The following is a 20,407-nucleotide window of genomic DNA, read 5'->3' on the forward strand; positions in this document are numbered from 1 at the left end:
CTTGCCAATGGTCATCGAAGAACGTGGGGCAGTTGCGCGGGTTCTTGCCGCCGTCGACGCGGCTAACTCCAAGGCTGCTACCGTCCCACCTAGTACCGCCACTCCGGCTCGAGCCGCCTAGGGTCGAAGACCTTTGGGCCAGTAACAATCAGGCGGGGTAGAACGGTCACTTTCACGAACGCGTCCTCTAGTAGGGCTCGTTTCTCATGGGTAGATAAGTGAGGCCATGCCGCCCGAAGCTCCGCCCCGGTCGTCCGGGAGCGCGTGGGAGCGACACGGGGCTCGGGCAGGTTTGCCAGTGCGCGCTTTATCTCGCCGGAAGCCACCCCCCATTCTTCAGGGTCCATTGCGCCGGCTCCGAGAAGTTTCGCCAGCGCTGCTTTTCGTGCCTCTAGCTCTTTACGCTTCTCAGCCCACGCCGACAAGTCTTCGTCGTTGCCGGATCCGCTTTCGGTGATGATCCGATCGTGAGCCAGGAAGAGAGCTTCGGCTAGGAACGTCTCGGTGGCCTCGAAGCTGATGCTGATACGACCACAAGCAGCTGCGCCTTGGTTTTTTGGGCAGCGGTAGTTTGGGACCCTGGTCTTTCCTGCAAGCCCGCGTACAAGACCGGTGCCACAGTTGCCGCATCGCAGTAAACCTGTCAGCAGATACTTGCGTGGTCCTCCCCGGATGCGGCCGGATTGCCCGGGGGCGAGTCGGATGCGCAGGAGCATGCTGGTTTCCTGATCAATGATTGAGGGCCAGGCGTCTCGCGCGGTGATGACACCGTGGTGCTCTCTATGGCCAGCGATGCGTGCGGATCTTGCTATACCGACAATGGAACTGGCACGCCAGAGGGAACCCGTCAAGGTGGGAACTCCCCGCAAATTCAGATCGCGTGCGATGTCGTTGAATCCTTCCCCATCCAGGATTCTCTGGCAGATTTCCTTAACGATTACTGCTTCAGGCTCGACAACGGTGGAATCTGCAAGATAACCATAGACTCGACGCCCCGGCCAAGCGCCCTTTTCAGCCAACTCAAGATGCTTACGCTTTATCCGGAGCTGTAGTCGCTCACGTTCGTGGGCACTTACCGCCCCGACGATATTCGCGCGGAGCCTCCCGTCTGGTGAGGAGAGATCGACTTCTCCTCCGTCGGTGACAGAGGCAATTCCTACATCAGTTTTCACTGAAAGCGCTATGTATTCCTGCAGCTCCGCCATGTTGCGGTGAAGCCGGTCCATTGCATAGACAACGACCAGATCGACAGCACGATCCTCCATCATCTGGCGGAGTTCTATGTAGGAGGGACGCTTCTTCAGCCCGCTCGCCGAGATGTCGTTGTCTCGGAGCTCCTTTACGATCTCGTACCCGCGCTCCAGAGCATAGCGGCGACTGTCGACCAGCTGACGCTCAACGCCTAGACCTTCATGCTGAAGGTCCTTGGATATGCGGGCATAGAGAACAGCGCGAGTGGTCACAAAATCAGGTTAGGGGGATTGCTGCCACGTCACGGGCGTACACGCCGGACGTGCAACATGCCTGTGACAGATTCGGGGATGTTGCAGCCCGACCGGTGCCGTGGGATCAGGTACTCAAACCTTGGTCAGCTGGCTGAGTCGTGGAGTTGCGTCACTAAGCAAGCTCATGCCCTGCCTACACTCAAGTCTGCTCCCCACGTCGGTTTGGTAGCGAGAGTTGTGCACGGTCGATTGCCGTTCGTTCACAACTTGGGCGGAGAAAACGACGCGTGGGTTCCTTGGCATGTTTGCAGAATGGCTTGGAACCGCTTATTCCAGCTGCCTCGGTCGTTTCATCTTCTTGTTACTGGTGCGAGAAAGCCGGAACCAGGGAGGTCCCCGAGAACCCACGGTCGCTTGAAGCACTCGCCTCTATGGAGTTGGGGTCGGAAAACATCAAGCGGTGACCAATGCCTGCCGGGACTTCCTCTGCTGCAGAAACTTCTTGTGTATGTTTCGTAGGTTTCACAGGCATCATGTTTACGCGAAAAACTGTCGCCGGCGCCACTAACGCGCCGTTCAGTAGATGGACCTGCAGCAAGAAGGGCACCAATCTGTTCCTTGGGTACACGCTTTTCTATACGTATCCCTGACGCCGTCACCAAGATCTGTACCCTGCCCTTGCTCGCAGGCGACAACATCTCAAGTGCCTTCGTCGTCCCCACAGTCGCATCCTGCATTGATTTAGTGGTTCATTGCAGCCGGCAGGGCAACGGCCGCAGGGAGGTAACCGAAATCCTCTCACTGGGCCGACGGGTGGAAAACGGCATCATCGAGTCGTCCCCGGTCTTTGCGATGGTGGACGGCGCCCTGCAGCCCCGGGCAAGCTCGATGCCGGCCGCAGAAAAATTCAGCCGGGCAGGGTACGACGTCGCGGCGCTGCTGGATCAGCGATGACGGCGGCTTTGCTGGGGATTACCACGGGGACGGGGCTCTTCCTCATCTGGTGGTCCCTTTGGGAGACACCTGTACAAGGTCCCAAGGAGCGGAAGGTCAGCCGCCTGGGTGACCTTCTCGCCTCCGCCGGCGTCGACAAGGTATCCCCAGGCAGCCTCATCGGCACGTGCGCGGGGCTCGGTCTTTTCGTGGCATTGGTGTTTTACGCCGTCAGCCGATCCTGGCCTATCGCCGGCTGTTTCGCACTGTTCGCAGCGTGGCTTCCCATCAGCATCCTGCGCTGGAGGGCGAGAAAGAGAAGCGCATTGTTGCGCCAACTGTGGCCCGACGTCGTTGACCACCTCCGCTCTGCGATCCGGGCCGGCCTGCCGCTACCGGAAGCCCTCATCCAGCTCGGGGAAAAGGGTCCTGAAGAGCTCCGGCACGTATTCCGGGAGTTCGGTGCCGACTACCGCGCCGGGGGCCAGTTCGATGCGTCCCTCAACAAGCTCAAACACCGGCTCGCGGACCCGGTTGCCGACCGCATCGTCGAAGCCCTCCGCCTGACCCGCGAAGTTGGCGGTTCAGACCTCGGAAAGTTGCTCGGAACGTTGGCTGAGTTCCTCCGCGAGAGCGCCCGCACCCGGAGCGAGCTTGAGGCGAGGCAGTCCTGGACTGTCAACGCCGCACGCCTTGCGGTGGCTGCCCCGTGGATCGTCATGATCCTGCTGGCAACAAGGCCGGAGGCGGTGCAGGCATACAACACCGCTGTGGGTGCAGCAGTCCTGCTCGGTGGCCTGGTAGTTTCGCTGCTCTGCTACTCCATCATGCTGAGGATTGGGGCCCTGCCCCAGGATGAGCGGGTGCTCCGGTGATCGACGTAGCTCCTGCCGCCGTCGGCTGCGGAATCCTCCTGGGAATCGGTCTATGGCTCGCCATCTTCAGGTCCCCGCTGATGCGCGCGACAACCCTGACGGAACGCATCGAGCCGCAGCTGAAGTCCCAGAACCTGGAATCACGGCTCTTAAGCCCGGGTAAAGCCAACCCCACGCCTTTCGGCCCGCTCGGAAGGATTCTGCGTCCGGTGTTCCGTGACGGCATGGCGGCTTTGGGGAGGCTGAACCCGTCGCCGGGGGCGACTGCGCGACGACTGGCGCAGGCGGGAATCAACAAGACTTCCATTGACTTCCGGGCGGAACAGCTTTTGTGGGCGGCTGCCGGCTTTGTGGCCGCGCTTGGTATTACCGCGATGGGAGCCGCCGCCGGGAGGTCCAACCCCCTGCTCGCCGCTGTCGCCATCCTGGGCAGCGCTGTGGGCGGCTTCATGCTGCGGGACTACTGGCTCGGTGTGCAGGTGAAGCGGCGCGAATCGAGGATGATGGCGGAATTTCCGAGCCTCGCTGAACTGATGGCACTCGCGGTCAGCGCAGGGGAAAGCGCCACCGGTGCCCTGGACAGGGTTTGCCGGAGTGCCAAGGGTGAGCTCACCAAGGAGTTCGCAGACATTCTTGCCGAGACCCGGGCGGGCAAGCCTCTGGTGCAGGCACTGCAGGAATTCTCTGCACGTACGGACCTGGCACCGCTGGTGAGGTTCGTGGACGGCATCATCGTTGCCGTCCAGAGAGGCACCCCGTTGGCCGATGTTCTGCGTGCCCAGGCCCAAGACGTGCGGGATACAGCAAAACGCGACCTGATGGAAGCTGCCGGCAAGAAAGAAATCGCCATGATGGTGCCGCTTGTTTTTGGCGTGCTCCCGCTGACAGTGGTGTTCGCCGTCTTCCCGGGCCTCGCGGCCATCAACCTGGGCTTGTGAAGAAAAGACGCCACTGGAGGCCGCAAGAATGCAGAACCACCGAAGAACCGAACCAGGAATAGGACGGGAAATGAAACTAATGGGAAATCGCTGGGCATCCCTGCTCTTCGTCGTGAACGCCGCCCTGGGCACGGCCCTTTGCGCGTCAGACCGTCGCGGCGACCATAGTGTGGGCTGCAACCACAAGGAAAGGGGCGACGTGCCGGGCTGGGTCATGATCACCCTGATGTCGGCCGTGCTGGTGGCGGCGCTGCTGGCCCTTGCCGGACCTGCGCTGGAGGCGATGTTCAACCAGGCGATGGATACGGTGGGAAGCTAAGCGGTGCAGAGGTCCTCCCACCCGTCAAGTCCGGCCCACGGAGTCCGCGGCCTGGCCGCGACGCGGGAGCAGGGCTCGGCAGTGGTGGATTTTGTCCTGGTGGGAGGACTCCTCACGATGTTCTTCCTGGCCATCATCCAGCTGACCTTGATCCTGCACGTTCGCAACACGTTGATCGATGCCGCGGCCTCAGGCGCCAGGTACGGCACCCTCGCGGACCGGGGAGCAGCCGACGCCGAGGAACGGACCCGCAGCCTGATCGGCTCGGCCTTGACTGCCGGATTTGCCCAACAGGTGAGCACCAGCGAAGTGACTGTTCAAGGCCTCCGCACCTTGGAAGTGACAGTGCGGGCGCCGCTGCCCGTCATCGGGCTCATCGGCCCCCGTGACATGCTGGAGGTGAAGGGGCATGCCGCAGTGCAGCCATAGGCTGGGGGCACGACTCCTGAAAGGCAGGATGGTCCAAGTTCTGTGCCTGCGGCCACTCTCAGCAGCTCAAGGACAGGAAGACAGGGAAGAACACGAGCGGGGGAGTGCCGTTGTCGAGTTTACCTTCCTTGGACTCCTTCTTATGGTGCCGCTGGTGTACTTCGTCATTACCGTGGGGCAAATCCAGGGCGGGTCTTTTGCCGTGGTGGGAGCAGCGGACCAGGCAGCCAAGGTCTACGTCGCCCAGCCTGACGAACCGACGGCGCAGGCTGCCGCCGAACAGGCGGTGTCTATCGCCCTTGCCGACTTCGGGCACCAGCCTGATAAGGCAAGCATCTCAACGACATGCGACCCCGCCGACTGCCAAGCTCCGGGCGCCGCGGTGACCATCACGGTGAGCCTGTCGGTGCCCCTGCCTTTTGTGCCCTTCAACAATGACTTCCGGTTGGCCGCAAGCGAGGTTGAGGCCTCCGCAACGCAACTGGTGGGCAGATTCAGATGACCGCCAGGACAAACAACGAAGACGGCCAGATGATGGTGATGATCCTCGGGTACGTGACCTTGGCTCTGCTTGTCACCACTGTGGTCATTGGCATTTCCTCTGTGTACCTGGAACACAAACGGCTGCTTTCCCTCGCTGACGGTGCCTCCCTGGCGGCGGCAGACAGCTACACCCTTGGGGACGTGGACACACAGGGCGAAAGTCCTTCAGCAACACTGAGCCCCGCCCGGGTCAGGAACGTCGCGGCGGACTTCGTCTCAAGGAGCCCGGCTGCCCAACGTTTCAGCGGACTCGCCGTGGCGGGGTCAACGGGCAGCCCCGACGGCTCCACCGCCGTCGTCGTGCTGACAGCTGCTGTCCACCCTCCGGTGGTCAACTTCCTGGTGCCGGACGGCATAAGGATCGAAGCGACGTCGACGGCGCGCTCGCGCCTGACGCGCTGACCGGAAAGGGTTAGGGATGCTTGCGGCCTGCACCGGCCGGGCTGGCGCACGGCAGAGTAGCCAGTCCATGCCGAAGCTTGTGCCGGATAGCGTAGGGTTAAACAACCATGGCCAATATTGATTTTTCCGCTGAAATCCGCGCCCTTCGCGCCACCTACGACTCCATTGAGCGGGTCTCTGATGTAGACGCGCTCAAGGAAGACATCGCCGAACTGAGCGAGCGGGCAGGCGAGCCGGACCTGTGGGACGACCCCTCAGCGGCGCAGAAAATCACGTCAAAGCTTTCGCACAAGCAGTCCGAACTCGAGCGCCTCAATAAGCTCGCCTCACGGATCGATGACCTCGAAGTCCTGGTGGAGCTGGGACAGGACGAGGACGACGCCGATTCCATGGGGGAGGCGGCCGCCGAACTCGAGTCCATCAAGAAGGCCCTCAAGGAACTCGAAGTGGTCACCCTCCTCTCCGGAGAATATGACGAGCGGGAAGCCGTCGTCTCCATCCGTGCAGGGGCCGGAGGCGTGGACGCTGCCGACTTCGCCGAGATGCTGATGCGCATGTACCTCCGCTGGGCGGAGCGCCACGGCTACCCCACCACGGTCATGGACACGTCCTACGCCGAAGAAGCCGGCCTGAAGTCCGCAACTTTCGAGGTAAAGGCGCCCTACGCCTTCGGCACCCTCAGCGTCGAGGCGGGCACCCACCGGCTCGTCAGGATCAGCCCCTTCGACAACCAGGGACGGCGCCAGACCTCCTTTGCCGCGGTGGAGGTCATCCCGCTGATCGAGCAGACCGACTCCATCGAAATCCCGGATAACGAGATCCGCGTCGATGTATTCCGCTCCTCGGGCCCCGGCGGCCAGTCAGTCAACACCACTGACTCTGCCGTCCGCCTCACCCACATCCCCACCGGTACTGTGGTCTCCATGCAGAACGAGAAATCGCAGCTGCAGAACCGCGCCGCTGCCATGCGGGTGCTGCAGTCCAGGCTCCTGCTCCTTAAGAAGGAGGAGGAGGACGCCGAAAAGAAGACTCTGGCCGGCGACGTCAAGGCGTCCTGGGGTGACCAGATGCGGTCCTACGTCCTCAACCCCTACCAGATGGTGAAGGACCTGCGGACGGAGCACGAGGTAGGCAACACCTCCGCCGTGTTCGACGGCGAAATTGACGACTTTATCGACGCCGGCATCCGGTGGCGCACGGATAACCGCAACGCCGCCAAGTCCTAGATTGCTCAGGCCGGTGGCTGGTCGCCGATCAGGCGAGCGGCTGAAAGCCGGTACATGAAGGCGGCCATGGCCTCGCGGGACACTGCGAGGGTTGGACGGTAGGTCTTAGTGCCATCGGGTTCGGTCCAGCCGTTGCTGATCCCGTTGGCAGCGAGCCATGTTATCTCTTTGTAGAACGCGTGCTTAGTGGCTACGTCGGTGAAGGGGGAAGTTGCTGATGGAACGTAGGCGGGACTTCCTGCGAGCCGGTACATGAAGGCGGCCATGGCCTCGCGGGACACTGCGAGGGTTGGACGGTAGGTTTTAGTGCCATCGGGTTCGGTCCAGCCGTTGCTGATCCCGTTGGCAGCGAGCCATGTTATCTCTTTGTAGAACGCGTGATTAGTGGCTACGTCGGTGAAGGGGGAAGTTGCTGATGGAACGTAGGCGGGACTTCCTGCAAGCCGGTACATGAAGGCGGCCATGGCCTCGCGGGACACTGCGAGTGTTGGACGGTAGGTCTTAGTGCCATCGGGTTCGGTCCAGCCGTTGCTGATCCCGTTGCCAGCGAGCCACGTTATCTCCTTGTAGAAAGCGTGATCGGGGGCCACGTCTGTGAAGGGGGACGCTGTAGACGGCGCGGAGGCCTTTGCCGGCCGCAGATGCAGCAGTCGGTTTGGCGTGTTAGCTCCTGACCTTGCAATGACCCCTGTCACAGCTGCAGAGACTATTGTCTCGGATACCTGGGCAGGCGTCAGGAGGGGGTCCCGGGCCAGCAGGAGCACCGCGGCCCCAGCTACGTGGGGTGCCGCCATTGAAGTCCCGCTCGCCGACGCGGTGGCGGTTGTAGACGTGTGCCAAGCGGAACTGATTCCGACGCCCGGGGCGTACAAATCCACACAGCTTCCGTAGTTTGAGAAGGAAGCCTGCCGGTCCGAAGAATCGCTGGCCGCGACACTGAGGGCAGCGGGAAGCCGCGCAGGGGAGCTGTTGCAGGCATCTATGGCGGAGTTCCCGGCAGCCACCACTGCGGCGATGCCGTCGTTGATAACACTCTGGACAGCGACGTCGAGCATTTTGCTGGTCGGGCCGCCCAGGCTGAGGTTGACTACGGCAGGGCTCCCGTCACGGTGGTCGGTGGCAACCCAGTCGAGCCCGGCTATGACATCTGAGTAGTATCCCGAACCGTTGCAGTCCAATACCCGGACTGGGACGAGCATCGCAGACTTGGCCACCCCGTGGATTTGCCCGCCGACGGTTGCAGCGACATGCGTGCCATGACCGTTGCAGTCCGTGGTTCCCCGCCCGTCATTCAGTGCTGTCCAACCGGAAGTCACGCGCCCGCCGAAATCCGAGTGGGATGCAAGGATCCCCGTGTCCAGAACGTAGGCTCTGACACCTGACTGGCTTGAGGAGAAAGTAGTATAGGAGCCGGACAGGGGAAGGTTTTGCTGGTCCAACCTGTCCAACCCCCATGGAGCTGGTTGCTGGGTTTCGGAAATACTCACCCGTGCATCGATCTCCACGGCGGCGACCCTTTCCGAGCGGGCCAACGCCTCCACTTGCCGCGCCGTCGCCTTGATTGCTGCACCGCGTAACGCTGTCCCAAACTTGCGGCTGACACCGATTCCCTGGGACTCCAGTGCGAGCACTTCCCGCGGGACATCCACACCCGGTGCGAACTCAACCAGGTATCGCCCGGGCTCGTTCACCGCCACAGGGCGTGCAGCAGCTTGCGCCATTTCCCCAGCCGCCGCCATTGGAGCTGCCATGAGCGTGACGACTGAGATCAGGAGGACAACAAGGGCGCCGCGCCCAAGGAAAGCGAAATGCATGTTTGATTCCTCATAGAACTTAGGCGGATGCTGAATTGACCACCCGCCATCGAATCTGAGCTTATGGGGAGTCCATTGCCTTCCAGGCGAACCTCAGGGGATCCTGTGGGGAATATGTGGAACCTTGGCAAAAGCAAGTGGTTTTGGCGGCATTTCCGCATGTGTAGCCACAGGACGGCCATTTGCCGGCAACGCCGAAAAATAGGCCCAACAGCGGGGCCAGGCACACGGATCCCGCGACACGCCCCCTGAAACCGGTGTGATACGCGGAAACTCCTGCGTATAGTCGAGGGGCCGGGGCCCTACTTCCCCCACACGAAACCCGCGCACCGGCTGCAGAACTGGGCTGCATCAGAATCAGCCATGCCCTGCAGGGTACTTAGGGCCATGATCCGATTCGAAAATGTCACCAAGGTCTACGACCAGAAAGCCCGGCCTGCGCTGGACTCTGTCAACCTTGAGATTGACCGCGGCGAATTCGCCTTCCTGGTGGGCGCATCCGGCTCCGGCAAATCCACCTTCCTCCGGCTTGTCCTCAAGGAGGACCGGGCCACGTCCGGTGCCGTTTATGTTGCCGGCCAGAACGTCGCCAAAATCTCCAGCTGGCGCGTGCCACGGCTCCGCCGCGGAATTGGCGTCGTCTTCCAGGACTTCCGGCTCCTGCCCCAGAAAAACGTCTTCGCAAACGTCGCCTTCGCCATGCAGGTCATCGGAAAAAGCCGCAGCGTCATCCGCGACACCGTCCCCGAGGTCCTGAAGACCGTCGGCCTCGAGGGCAAGGAACACCGCATGCCGCACGAACTCTCCGGCGGTGAGCAGCAGCGGGTGGCCATCGCCCGCGCCGTCGTCAACCGTCCAGGGATCCTGCTCGCCGACGAGCCCACCGGAAACCTCGACCCCACCACCTCAATGGGCATCATGGGCATCCTGGACAAGATCAACCAAAACGGAACCACCGTGGTCATGGCAACCCACGACGACGACATCGTCAATGAAATGCGTAAACGCGTGGTGGAACTCAAGAACGGCGTCGTCATCCGTGACGAGGCAAGGGCGCTCTACACCTCGATGATTCCGGTTGTAGGCCAGTCCCGCAGGCTCAAGGACGCCAGCGGGCGGGACACCCCCGAAGCTGGGGTTCCCGGCGAAGGCGAGGGGCAGCGATGAGGCTCGCGTTTATCCTCGGTGAGATTGGAAGCGGACTCCGCCGCAACCTCTCCATGGTGGTCTCGGTCATCCTGGTCACCTTCGTCTCGCTCACCTTCGTGGGCGCAGCGGGCATGCTGCAGATGCAGATCAACCAGATGAAGGGCTACTGGTACGACAAAGTCCAGGTGGCCATCTTCCTGTGCAGTGAAGGTTCGACGGCGGCGGGTTGCGCCAGCGGGCCGGTCACCGCCGAACAGCAGGCCAGCCTCAACACCCTGCTCGAGTCTCCCGCCGTGGCGCAGTACGTTAACGACTTCCAGTTCGAGTCCAAGGAGGAGGCATACAACCACTTCAAGGACCAGTTCTCCAATTCGCCCATCGTGGACTCGGTGACCCCTGACCAGCTGCCGGCGTCCTTCCGGATCAACATGAAGGATCCGGAAAAGTACCAGATCATCAGCGAGACCTTTTCCTCCCAGCCCGGCGTTGAGACGGTCATTGACCAGCGCCAGTTACTCGAACGCCTGTTCTCGGTGATGAACGGCGCCTCCTTGGTGGCAGTCAGCATCGCGGGCGTCATGATTGTCTGTGCAATCCTGCTGATCGCCACCACCATCAGGCTCTCGGCGTTCAGCCGCCGCCGCGAAACGGGGATCATGAGGCTGGTGGGCGCGTCCAAGACAGTGATCCAGCTGCCGTTCATCCTCGAGGGCGTCATCGCCGCGGTGATCGGCGCCGCCCTGGCGTCGGCAACGCTCTGGGCCGTGGCACACTTCTTCCTCGGAGAATTCATGTCCCAGCAGTATCCCGACACTGCCTTCATATCCTCCGGCCAAACGCTGATCCTGATTCCTGCACTGCTAATCCTTGGTGCATCCTTGGCTGGAATTTCGTCTCTCTTGACCTTACGCAGATACCTTCGCGTCTAGGTATGCAAATAAATCGAGGAATGCCCATGAATGCACCGGACAAAAACGCTTCCCGCTCCCGGCGAAACGGCGCGCGCAGTGTGGCGCCCCGCACCAGCTTGCTCAGTGGTGTGCTGGCTGTTGTCCTCGCCGCAGGGCTGGCATCTTCAACGCCGGCGGCCTTCGCGGACGAGCTTGAGGACCGGCAGAAAGCCCTTGAGGCCGAGGCCTCACGCGTCCAGCAGTCCCTGGAATTCGTCGATTCGCGCATCGCCAAGGCAGCCGGCGACCTGGTGATCTACCAGGGCCAACTTCCCGGGGCACAGCAGGCGCTCCTTGAAGCGCAGGGCCGTGTGGCCGGTGCCGTCAAGGAGGTCGAGGCGCTCTCCGCCCGCGTGGACATGGCACAGCAGAACAAGGCCAAAATCACGCAGCAACTCGAGTCTGACAAGCAGAAGATTGCCGACACCAAGAAGCTGATCGGCCAGATAGCAACGCAGGCCTACAAGTCCGGCGGCGTACCCTCCAACCTGTCCCTCTTCTTTGGGTCCAATAACGGCGGCAGCCTGACCGAAACCATGGACCTGGCGGACCAGGCCATGCGGAGCCAGAACGCTGCCATGGACAAACTGTCGCAGCAGAGCGCCACCAACGTGAACTCTGAAGCGCGCCTCCAGGCGGTCGAGGCCGAAATCAAGGATTTGAAAGCCAAAGCGGATGCAGCCCTGGAGCGGGAAAAAGCCGCCCGCGATGAAGCGGCCGCGAAGAAGGAACAGGTCGATAAACTGATCGCGGACACCACCCGCCTTGACGCGGAGCTGCAGGCTGCCAAGCCGGGCATCCAGTCCCAACTGGCCGGCGTCCAGGCGAGCCAGAATGCGGTGGCTGCCGAGATCCAGGAGCGCGACCGCAGGTTGCGGGAAGCCTGGGAAGCAGAGCAGCGCAGGAAGGCTGAAGCAGCTGCGGCAGCAGCGGCTGCAGCCGCCGCAGCTGAAGCCGCGGCCAGGAACCAGCCGCCCCCGCCAGCGCCCCCGGCACAGTCGTTCATGCCGCCGGTCGGGTCGCCGTCGGCATTTGGCCTCCGGCATCCCTTTGACGGCAGCGTTCCCATCACGTCCGGTTTCGGGTGGCGGGCCACCCCTCCGGGGACCATCGACTTCTACGGCCAGGGCGGGTACATGCACACCGGGCTGGACTTTGGCGCGGCGTGTGGCACACCCGTCTATGCGGCGGCAGCAGGGGAAGTCTTCAGCTCCGGCTGGAACTCTGGTGACGGAGGCGGCTGGCGGGTGAAGATCTCCCACGGCCTCATCGAAGGCAATACCCTGAACACCATCTACTACCATAACGCCAGCATCGTGGTCTCCAACGGCCAGCGGGTTTCGCAGGGACAGCTGATCGCCTACTCCGGCAACACGGGCAACTCCACCGGCTGCCACGCCCACTTCGAAACGTGGCTGAACGGCAGCCCGGTGGACCCGATGAGGCTGCTGTAGCACCGTCTGCACCCTGCCGTACACTGGTATGACTCCGCGCCGGTTGGCCCGGGGGACAACCGAACTGACCTGAGGAGCTTTCCCTTGCCTAAAGAAAGTGGCCGTAAAGTGGTGGCCACCAACCGCAAGGCCCGGCACGACTACCACGTGCTGGATACCTACGAGGCTGGAATCGCGCTCATGGGCACCGAAGTGAAATCCCTGCGCGAGGGCCACGCCTCCATGGTGGACGGCTTCTGCACCTTCTACAACGACGAGCTGTGGATGGAAGCCATCCACATCCCTGAATACAACCAGGGAAGCTGGACCAACCACGCGGCCCGCCGGCGCAGGAAGCTCCTGCTGCACCGTGAGGAACTCATCAAGATCTCCCACAAGGTGCGCGAATCGGGCTACACCATCGTCCCGCTCCAGCTCTACTTTGTGGACGGTCGCGCCAAGGTGGAAATCGGTGTGGCCCGCGGCAAGCGCGAGTACGACAAGCGGCAGACCCTGCGTGAGCAGCAGGACAACCGCGAGGCGCAGCGTGAAATGCGGGAGCGCAACCGGCGCCGCTAGGAATGTTTTGGCGCGAGCGTGCGTTATGATGAATAGTCCGGTGGGCCAGCCTGCCGGTTTGATAAAAGAATATGGGGATGATCGGTTTCGACGATGTTAGTCGCGACAGGTGAAGCGGGCCGAGGATGCAGAATTATCTCGTAAACGCTGTCTGCAAACCAATAAGTGCCGAATCTAAGCGCACTGACTTCGCTCTTGCTGCCTAAGCAGTAAGACAGTCCGTCAGCCCGAGGTTGCTATCGCCCCGGATCCTGGCGTCATTTAGATAGCCACTGCTGTCCACCCCCGTCATCGGGGTGAACGGGACTCTTAGATGACTGGGCCCGGATCAGCCAGCTGTTTGCAGCATGGCTGGGGCCGAGAAAATCCGACGCAAACTGCGCCCGGAGAAGCCCTGACAACACGACATCGGACGGGGGTTCAATTCCCCCCATCTCCACATTTTGAAAATACCGCAAGGTACAACGAAAGGCCCGGACAACCCGTCCGGGTCTTTCGTTGCTTAAAAGCTGTTCACCGATGGCGTAGCGGTTCCGGGACTAGCGGCGGCCGTCCTTGGGTTGTCCCCTATAGGATCCGGCGTTGCAGTCCCCGGTCGAGCGCCGGTGGCGGTCGGAGCCGCCAGGAGGTACCCATGGACCGGATGCCCGGCGCCACTCCGGGGGAGTACGACGACGATGCCTTGGACTCGTACTCCCGAACGGTCATGCGCGTGGCTGAGATGGTGACGCCGTACGTCGCGGCCATCGAAATGACCAGCGCCCGCCGGAACGGACGGTTTCGTGTGGGGGCAGGCTCGGCCGTCCTCTTTACCGGGGACGGCTATCTCCTCACGAATTCCCACGTTGTGGCCGGCACAGACAAAGGCCATGCTGCGTTCGCGGACGGCAGCCGGACTGATCTCGAACTCGTGGGGGTGGATCCGTTGTCGGATCTTGCCGTGGTCCGCGGGAAAGCACCGAAAGCCACTCCCGCCCGTTTCGGCGACGCCGAGACCTTGCGAGTGGGACAACTGGTGATCGCAGTCGGGAATCCGCTCGGGCTGGCGGGCTCGGTCACGGCCGGAGTGGTCAGCGGCCTGGGCCGTTCCATCCCGGTCTGGGCCGGTGGCAACCGGAGGGTGATCGAGGACGTCATCCAGACCGACGCGGCCCTCAACCCAGGCAGCTCCGGCGGCGCGCTGGCGGACGCGCATGGCAGGATCGTGGGCATCAACACTGCCGTGGCAGGCGCCGGTCTGGGACTCGCCGTTCCCATCAACACAACAACACGGCGCATCATCGCGGCCCTGCTGAACGATGGGCGGGTCAAAAGGGCATACCTGGGTGTGGTCAGCACGCCGATCCGGCTGAACGCCAGCGCAGTGATCAGGACGGGCCAGCGGGACGGGCTCAGGGTGGTGGAGGTGCTGGCCGGGTCACCCGCAGACCGCGCGGGCCTGGAGGCCGGCGACGTCATCCTGACCGCCGGAAGCCGCGCCGTCAGCAACGCCGAGAGCCTGCAGAAGCTGCTGTTCGCCGATGCGATCGGACAGCCACTGCAGATCAGGGTGCTGAGGCGCGGCAGGGAAGAGGACCTCGTTGCCGTCCCCGAAGAAATGCAGGCAAACGGGCAGTAGGACTACCGGCGCTTCTTCAAATGCGCCACCGCGTCCTGGTCAGCCTCAGGGTGCTTGGACTTCTTCTCGGCGCGTTTTTCCTTGATGGTCTTGACCGGCTTCTTTGCCAGGTTCTGGTGCGGTGTTTTGTCCGGCATGGCGTGCTCCTTACAGCAGGGGACGGGCTGCGTCCCTCTTCGTAAGTTACGCCTATTCAGTCCCGAATGTAATGGCCTGGAATGGCACGGAATCAGTCCGGAACAGGCACGTCTGCGATGCCCACAAAACGTGTCCCCACGCCGTCGAACTCGCTGCGGACGAACCCCGGGCGGACCGCCGGCACCTCGTCCGGGCGGTGGTGGCCGCAGATCACGTAGGTAAAGTCGGGCCACCACTTCTTGGGGCGGGCCGCCTCCTCGTAGCCGCAGACCGCGCATTCGAGGTGTACCCAGACCGGGCGCTTGCCCGTGCGGTTGGCACGGGACTGGACCAGCCAGGGCGGAGGGTTGTCCAGGATCTCGCCCAGCTGGGCCTCGGTCAGCCATTTTGGAAGGCCGTGGCGCTGTGCCATCTCCATCGGTACGTCAAGGGCAATGGCCGCGTCGCGTCTGCTAATCATCACCATCCACGATACGGGAGCCCACCAAATCAGGGCCCCCGGGGGCCGCGCTTCCTATACCGTGGATACCAGGGCGATCCCCGCCGCCGCCGCAGCCAGGCCCAGGACCAGGTTGGCGGCAACGTTCACCGCAGCCGACCCGAGGCGTTCCTCGCTCAGCAGCCGCACCGTGGCCGTGGTCCAGGAGCTGAAGGTGGTGAGCCCGCCGGCTAAGCCTGTCGCCAGCCCCGCCTGCCACTCCGCGCCCAGCCCCAGTCCCGCACTTAGACCGTGCGCAGCGCCGATTATGAAGCACCCCGCCACGTTCACCAGCAGTGTGGCCCAGGGCCAGTGCAGCCTCACGGAGGTCCCGGCCCCATGGCCGCCGGCACGCACAGTCTGCCGGGAGCTGTGATGGGCGAACCAGCTGTCAATGCCGAAGCGGAGGAGGGCGCCCGCCACCCCGAAAATCCCCACCAAAACCGCGGCAATCATTGACCGCTCCCGGACCGGCGGCCAACAAGTTTTCCGGTCCGCCATCCAAGGCCCGCCGCAGCCAGCCCCAGCACCACGGACAGCCCGAGGTACGCAGTCCACACTCCGTGCTGCCCCTCCCGCACCAGCTGGTCCAAGGAAAAGACCACAGCGGAGAACGTGGTGAAGGACCCCAGAAGACCCGGCCCCAGCCCTGCCCGCACCCAGAAGGGCGTGCGCGGGCGGGCCATCCAGACGGTGGTCAGGGCGGCCAGGACAAAGCTGCCCGCCACGTTGATGCTAAGGGTGGTCCAGGGAAAGGATCCGGGGAGCTCCGGAAAGGCCAGCCCCAGGACGTACCGGAGTTCTGTCCCCGCCAGGCCCCCTGCGGCAACAGCCAGCCAGGCGCCTGCCCTGGGTGCCCACGATGTCTTCGGCCCGCTCATGCCCCGGGCGAGCTGGGGGGAAAACCGGCGTCCGCGAGAAGGCAGCCTGGGTGGGGGCGGTCGCTGTGGACCCACAGCGCCGACGTGATCTCATCGGCCAGGTCGTAGTCGCGCGTCCGGCCTGAGTCCCGGACACGCACCACCAGGGCGCCTCCGAACGGCCTGCGGCCCACCACCTCCACTTCGGCGTCGAGGTCTATCTCCTCGGCCGCAAGGTAGCGGAGCAGGTCCGGGTTGTCATCGCTGATCCGGGTGATGCGGCCCGTGTGGCCCTGGTCCAGCTCTCCCATGAGGTGCGCTCGGGGCATAAAGACCTGGCCGTCCGCCGTGGGGATCGGATCGCCGTGCGGATCCCGCTGCGGGTTACCCAGTTTCGCCGCAACGCGTTCTATGAACGTGTCCGAGACGGCGTGCTCCAGAAGCTCGGCTTCGTCGTGGACCTCGTCCCAGCTGTACCCCAGCTGCTGGACGAGGTAGGTCTCTATCAGGCGGTGGCGCCGCACCATGGCGAGGGCAAGCTGCAGGCCGGACTCCGTGAGCCTGATGGCACTGTACGGCTTGTGGTCCACCAGGCCCTGGTCCTTCAGCTTCCGGACCATCTCCGAAACGGAGGAGTTGGCCACACCCAGGCGTTGTGCCAGCTGGGAGGAGGTGATGGGTTTGTCCTGCCACTCAGTGAAGGAGTAGATGACCTTGACGTAATCCTCTATGGAGGAGGAGGGAGCGCTGGTCTTCACAGGATCCAGCCTACCGGCTGCCCTTGGCCGCACGTGGACGGGAGGGCGCTCATGCCCGGACAGCCCGCCATGCGAGCGTCAGGTACGGCAGTTTCAATTCCTCGTCCGGCCCGTGGCCCAAATGGTCGTGAAGGTACCAGTCCAGGTTGGCCAGCACTTTCGCCCGGGTGGCCTCGCCGGCGCGCAGGTAGTAGCTCCGGGATTTTGTCAGCTCCATCAGGTCTGCGGTTGTCACGGAGTCCTGCCAGCGCGTGAGGTGGTCCTCCAGCGCCTCGAACTCGGGTCCTATGAGCGGGCGGTGGCCGGGTTTGTAGACGTCCCCGGCGTGCATGATCCTGGAGAGCCGGTGAACCCAGGGGACGGACGTGTCCAGCTGGTTCCAGACCAGTCCCAGCGTTCCCTGGGGGCGGAGGACGCGGGCCAGTTCCGTGCTGGCCCTCAGGGCATCGCACCAGTGCCACGCCTGCGCTACGGTGACGACGTCGAAAGCCGCGTCAGGCAGTCCGGTAGCCTCTGCGGTGCCAAGGACAGCCGTGGCGGCGGGGCAGTGCTCAGCCAGCTGCCCGAGCATGTCCGCTGACGGGTCCACGGCCGTGACGGACAGGCCGAGGTCCAGCAGCAGGTGGGTGAATTTCCCGGTACCGGCGCCCACGTCGAGCGCATCGCGTGCCCCTGGAGGCACCAGCCAGCGCGCTGATTCGGCAGGATAGCCGGGCCGCACCTGCTGGTAGTGCCTGCCGCCGTCCTGGAAGCTCTGGCCGAGCTCCCGGCGCCGGCCGTGATCCAGCCGTGGGCCACCCCGTGCCACGCGCGGCCTCCTTCATCCGGTTCCTTTGGTGTCCTCCGAATTTACCGCATCAGCCGCAGCCACAGGGCGCCGGCCGCCAGGCCAGCCGTGGGTCAGTCGTCGATGCAGGGCGCGGCGCCGGCCGTTCCCGGGGTGTTGGGTGCCCAGTGGGGGTACGTGCGGTTGTCATTGGCGGGAATCCAGCGGCCAGCGTCCACCACATAGTCCCAGCCAAGGCCCTTGGTCCGCAGGTCCCGGATGCCTGCCAGCAGCCGCTCGGCATCCTCCAGCCTTGAGCCGACGCCGAAGCTGGCCCGAAGTGAACCGGAAGGAAGGCCCAGCCGCTTCAGCAGCGGGTGCGCGCAGAAGCGGCCGTCGCGCAGGCCAACTCCATGTTCTGCCGAGAGGTAGGCGGCCACCAGGCCGGCGTCGTAGCCTTCTACGGAGAAGTTGACCACGCCGATGGTGTCGGTGTCCGGGTTCGTGTCCTTGAAGATCTGGTGGACGGTGACACCGTCGATCTCCTGCAGGCCTTCCACCAGGAAGGAGCGGATGGCTGATTCGTGGGCATGCCAGCGGTCCTGGTCCAGTTCCGCGATGACCTGCGTGGCGCGGGCCAGGGTCGCCGCACCCAGCACGTTCGGTGATCCGCCCTCGTGGCGGGCCGGGCCGGTTGCCCAGCTGACGCCGTCGAGCCTGGCTTCCCTGACGGCGCCGCCGCCGGCAAGGTGCGGTGTTCCGGCATCGAGCCAGTCCGGGCGGCCCACCAGCACGCCGGCACCAAAAGGTGCGTAGAGCTTGTGGCCCGAGAAGGCGATGTAGTCGACGTCGTCCGCGGTGATGTCGATCCGCCGGTGTGGGGCCAGCTGGGCCGCGTCCACTGCGATCCGTGCCCCGTGCTCGTGCGCCAGCGCGGCAAGGGCACGGATGGGAAGGATTTCGCCCGTGACGTTGGAAGCTCCGGTCACGGCGAGCAGGCTGACGCCGCCCTGCCGCAGTTCCGCACGGACGGCGTCAATGGTTTCCGCGATGGTGTCCGCTGCCACGATGCTGCGGTGGGGGACGCCCTGCCACGGCAGAAGGTTGGCGTGGTGCTCAATGTCGAGGTACAGGACGTCGCCGTTGGGCCGTCCGTCGGTGACGGGCAGGCAGCCCGCCAGCAGGTTGAGGGAGTCAGTGGTGTTCCGGGTAAAGATCACCGAATCGTCCGGGCGGCCGCCCACGAAGTCGCGGACGATGGCGCGGGCGTTCTCATAGACCGAGGTGCTGATCTGGGAGGCGTAGCCGGCACCGCGGTGGACGCTGGCGTAGAAGGGCAGGATCTCGTTGAGGTAGGCCGACACCACCGAGAGGGCGGGGGCCGATGCGCCATAGTCCAGGTTGGCGTACCGGACGTGGCCGCCGTGGATCAGTGGAGCCTGGATTTCGGCGCCGCTGACTGCTGCTAGCGGACGGCCGGCGGCGGTGCGGCGCTGATCAAAGAGCGAAGGCGAACCCGGCAGGGCAGCTGCCTGGTGCTGGACAGCGGCTTGGGGGGAGACGGCTTCGGGGGAGACGGTGGCAGTTGTCACAGAGACCTCACTTCACAACAGGACTCCATGCAGGAATCCGCGCTTGCCGCATCCCTTCCGGACCGGCCTGGTCGTCACCCGGGGCACCCCACCGCGAATGGAGGGTTGCCGGCCAGCAAACCGGGGTTTTGCGCTGGCACTCGTGACCTGGTTAAGAGCGTAGAACATGGGCAGCGAAGGTTAAAAGCCCGCGGAAATGTTAAGGGCTTTGTTACGAACGGTTGAAAAGGGGCGCCTGAACCGAAGAACACGACGGCGGACGCCTCCTGTCGGGGGCGCCCGCCGTTGATTATTCGTGCTGCCGGGACTAGAGGAGGTCGTCCAGGTTCGGGTTCAGCCGGCGCAGCACCTCGGAGTGCAGGATGGAATTGGTGGCCAGGGCGTTCCCGCCGAACGGACCGTCCTCGCCCTCCAGCGAGGTGAAGCGGCCACCAGCCTCCACCACGATGGGCACCAGTGCGGCCATGTCGTAGAGGTTCAGTTCAGGCTCGCAGGCGATGTCCACCGAACCTTCGGCCACCATGCAGTAGGACCAGAAGTCACCAAACGCCCGGGTCCGCCATACGTCCTCGGTAAGGCCCAGGAATTCATTAAGGTTTCCGCGTTCCTTCCAGCCGCCAAGGCTCGAATAGGAAAGGGAAGCATCGGACAGGCTGGAGACATTGGACACCCGGAGGCGGGTGGCCGCGGCAAGGGAACGCCCCATGTAGGCTCCCATGCCCTTGGCAGCCCACCAGCGCTTGCCCAGGGCGGGAGCGCTGACCACGCCCACCACCGGCTCGCCTTCATCCACCAACGCGATCAGGGTGGCCCAGACAGGAACGCCCCGGACGAAGTTCTTGGTGCCGTCAATGGGGTCGATAATCCACCGCCGCGACCCGTGGCCCGTGCTGCCGAACTCCTCGCCGAGTACGGCATCGCGTGGACGGGACCGGGAGAGCTGGCCGCGGATGGCTTCCTCAGCTGCCTTGTCCGCATCGGTGACGGGCGTCAGGTCCGGCTTGGTCTCAATGTGGAGGTCCTGGGCCTTGAAGCGGCTCATGGTCTGGTCATCCACGGAATCGGCCAGGACGTGGGCCAGGCGCAGGTCATCGTTGTAGCTCGAAGCGGGTTGGATCATGGTTCCAAACTACCGTCTGCGCGCCGTTCTGCCGGGAAGCGG

22 protein-coding genes, 1 other RNA gene, 1 pseudogene and 1 riboswitch are annotated in these 20,407 nt (G+C 63.8%); of the genes and pseudogenes, 14 read left to right on the forward strand and 10 right to left on the reverse strand.

Annotated features, from left to right (window positions below; genetic code table 11):
• Positions 1-89: 89 nt before the first annotated feature.
• Complete coding sequence (locus AC6CHP_RS03420) at positions 90-1,463, reverse strand: recombinase family protein (RefSeq protein WP_498228203.1); 1,374 nt, start codon at positions 1,461-1,463, stop codon at positions 90-92.
• 630 nt (positions 1,464-2,093) lie between these two features.
• Here AC6CHP_RS03420 and AC6CHP_RS03425 point away from each other — a divergent pair.
• The 8 genes and pseudogenes from AC6CHP_RS03425 to prfB form a co-directional block, all read left to right on the forward strand.
• Positions 2,094-2,399, forward strand: a pseudogene (locus AC6CHP_RS03425) (CpaF family protein); the annotation flags it as partial.
• Positions 2,396-3,253 (forward strand): type II secretion system F family protein, encoded by an 858-nt coding sequence (locus tag AC6CHP_RS03430; protein WP_498228204.1) that lies wholly within the window; start codon positions 2,396-2,398, stop codon positions 3,251-3,253. The pseudogene AC6CHP_RS03425 and the gene AC6CHP_RS03430, both read left to right, overlap by 4 nt.
• On the forward strand, positions 3,250-4,191 hold the full coding sequence (locus AC6CHP_RS03435; RefSeq protein WP_498228205.1) for a type II secretion system F family protein: 942 nt from the start codon (positions 3,250-3,252) through the stop codon (positions 4,189-4,191). Before AC6CHP_RS03430 ends, AC6CHP_RS03435 begins: the two co-directional genes overlap by 4 nt.
• Positions 4,192-4,261: 70 nt before the next feature.
• Positions 4,262-4,510 (forward strand): hypothetical protein, encoded by a 249-nt coding sequence (locus AC6CHP_RS03440; protein ID WP_498228206.1) that lies wholly within the window; start codon positions 4,262-4,264, stop codon positions 4,508-4,510.
• A 51-nt stretch (positions 4,511-4,561) separates the two neighbouring features.
• Complete coding sequence (locus AC6CHP_RS03445; RefSeq protein WP_498228299.1) at positions 4,562-4,939, forward strand: TadE/TadG family type IV pilus assembly protein; 378 nt, start codon at positions 4,562-4,564, stop codon at positions 4,937-4,939.
• A gap of 142 nt (positions 4,940-5,081) precedes the next feature.
• Entirely contained in the window at positions 5,082-5,441 is a 360-nt protein-coding gene (locus tag AC6CHP_RS03450) for a hypothetical protein (RefSeq protein WP_308421952.1), read from the forward strand.
• Positions 5,438-5,884, forward strand: a complete 447-nt coding sequence (locus AC6CHP_RS03455) for a pilus assembly protein TadG-related protein (protein ID WP_498228207.1) — start codon at positions 5,438-5,440, stop codon at positions 5,882-5,884. Before AC6CHP_RS03450 ends, AC6CHP_RS03455 begins: the two co-directional genes overlap by 4 nt.
• A 107-nt stretch (positions 5,885-5,991) precedes the next feature.
• Complete coding sequence (gene prfB, locus AC6CHP_RS03460; protein ID WP_498228208.1) at positions 5,992-7,110, forward strand: peptide chain release factor 2; 1,119 nt, start codon at positions 5,992-5,994, stop codon at positions 7,108-7,110.
• A gap of 5 nt (positions 7,111-7,115) precedes the next feature.
• Here the strand turns inward: prfB and AC6CHP_RS03465 are convergent, their stop codons facing one another.
• Positions 7,116-8,924 (reverse strand): S8 family serine peptidase, encoded by a 1,809-nt coding sequence (locus AC6CHP_RS03465; protein WP_498228209.1) that lies wholly within the window; start codon positions 8,922-8,924, stop codon positions 7,116-7,118.
• A 387-nt stretch (positions 8,925-9,311) separates the two neighbouring features.
• Between AC6CHP_RS03465 and ftsE the strand changes: the two genes are divergently transcribed.
• The 6 genes from ftsE (at position 9,312) to AC6CHP_RS03495 (ending at position 14,653) form a co-directional block, all read left to right on the forward strand.
• The gene (gene ftsE, locus AC6CHP_RS03470; protein ID WP_188727803.1) at positions 9,312-10,091 is read left to right on the forward strand and encodes a cell division ATP-binding protein FtsE; all 780 of its coding nucleotides are present in this window, start codon (positions 9,312-9,314) and stop codon (positions 10,089-10,091) included.
• On the forward strand, positions 10,088-11,002 hold the full coding sequence (gene ftsX, locus AC6CHP_RS03475) for a permease-like cell division protein FtsX (protein ID WP_104184959.1): 915 nt from the start codon (positions 10,088-10,090) through the stop codon (positions 11,000-11,002). The genes ftsE and ftsX overlap by 4 nt, the downstream gene beginning before the upstream one ends.
• A 26-nt stretch (positions 11,003-11,028) precedes the next feature.
• Positions 11,029-12,477 (forward strand): peptidoglycan DD-metalloendopeptidase family protein, encoded by a 1,449-nt coding sequence (locus AC6CHP_RS03480; protein WP_104184958.1) that lies wholly within the window; start codon positions 11,029-11,031, stop codon positions 12,475-12,477.
• A gap of 84 nt (positions 12,478-12,561) precedes the next feature.
• Positions 12,562-13,035, forward strand: a complete 474-nt coding sequence (gene smpB, locus AC6CHP_RS03485) for an SsrA-binding protein SmpB (RefSeq protein WP_050054575.1) — start codon at positions 12,562-12,564, stop codon at positions 13,033-13,035.
• A 73-nt stretch (positions 13,036-13,108) separates the two neighbouring features.
• Positions 13,109-13,477, forward strand: a transfer-messenger RNA (tmRNA) gene (ssrA, locus tag AC6CHP_RS03490).
• Between the two features lie 192 nt (positions 13,478-13,669).
• Positions 13,670-14,653 (forward strand): S1C family serine protease, encoded by a 984-nt coding sequence (locus AC6CHP_RS03495; protein WP_377193857.1) that lies wholly within the window; start codon positions 13,670-13,672, stop codon positions 14,651-14,653.
• Positions 14,654-14,655: 2 nt separating this feature from the next.
• Here the strand turns inward: AC6CHP_RS03495 and AC6CHP_RS03500 are convergent, their stop codons facing one another.
• The 8 genes from AC6CHP_RS03500 to hisN all read right to left on the reverse strand — a co-directional run bounded on the left by AC6CHP_RS03500 (position 14,656) and on the right by hisN (position 20,365).
• Positions 14,656-14,790 carry a hypothetical protein gene (locus AC6CHP_RS03500; RefSeq protein WP_268238372.1) on the reverse strand — a complete coding sequence of 45 codons (135 nt, stop codon included), beginning with the start codon at positions 14,788-14,790 and terminating at the stop codon, positions 14,656-14,658.
• Positions 14,791-14,882: 92 nt separating this feature from the next.
• Complete coding sequence (locus AC6CHP_RS03505) at positions 14,883-15,251, reverse strand: hypothetical protein (protein WP_104184956.1); 369 nt, start codon at positions 15,249-15,251, stop codon at positions 14,883-14,885.
• A gap of 54 nt (positions 15,252-15,305) precedes the next feature.
• Positions 15,306-15,725, reverse strand: coding sequence for a fluoride efflux transporter FluC (locus tag AC6CHP_RS03510; RefSeq protein ID WP_104184955.1), 420 nt, complete (start codon positions 15,723-15,725; stop codon positions 15,306-15,308).
• On the reverse strand, positions 15,722-16,150 hold the full coding sequence (locus AC6CHP_RS03515; protein ID WP_188727812.1) for a fluoride efflux transporter FluC: 429 nt from the start codon (positions 16,148-16,150) through the stop codon (positions 15,722-15,724). Before AC6CHP_RS03515 ends, AC6CHP_RS03510 begins: the two co-directional genes overlap by 4 nt.
• Positions 16,147-16,887 carry a metal-dependent transcriptional regulator gene (locus AC6CHP_RS03520; RefSeq protein WP_377193859.1) on the reverse strand — a complete coding sequence of 247 codons (741 nt, stop codon included), beginning with the start codon at positions 16,885-16,887 and terminating at the stop codon, positions 16,147-16,149. The genes AC6CHP_RS03515 and AC6CHP_RS03520 overlap by 4 nt, the downstream gene beginning before the upstream one ends.
• 49 nt (positions 16,888-16,936) lie before the next feature.
• On the reverse strand, positions 16,937-17,695 hold the full coding sequence (locus AC6CHP_RS03525) for a class I SAM-dependent methyltransferase (RefSeq protein ID WP_498228210.1): 759 nt from the start codon (positions 17,693-17,695) through the stop codon (positions 16,937-16,939).
• A gap of 92 nt (positions 17,696-17,787) precedes the next feature.
• Positions 17,788-19,245 carry an aminotransferase class V-fold PLP-dependent enzyme gene (locus AC6CHP_RS03530; protein WP_498228211.1) on the reverse strand — a complete coding sequence of 486 codons (1,458 nt, stop codon included), beginning with the start codon at positions 19,243-19,245 and terminating at the stop codon, positions 17,788-17,790.
• A 34-nt stretch (positions 19,246-19,279) separates the two neighbouring features.
• Positions 19,280-19,393: riboswitch (SAM riboswitch) on the reverse strand.
• A 159-nt stretch (positions 19,394-19,552) separates the two neighbouring features.
• Positions 19,553-20,365, reverse strand: coding sequence for a histidinol-phosphatase (hisN, locus tag AC6CHP_RS03535; RefSeq protein WP_066277197.1), 813 nt, complete (start codon positions 20,363-20,365; stop codon positions 19,553-19,555).
• Positions 20,366-20,407 lie beyond the last annotated feature (42 nt).

The sequence above is a fragment of the Pseudarthrobacter sp. GQ63 genome (genome assembly GCF_059758765.1).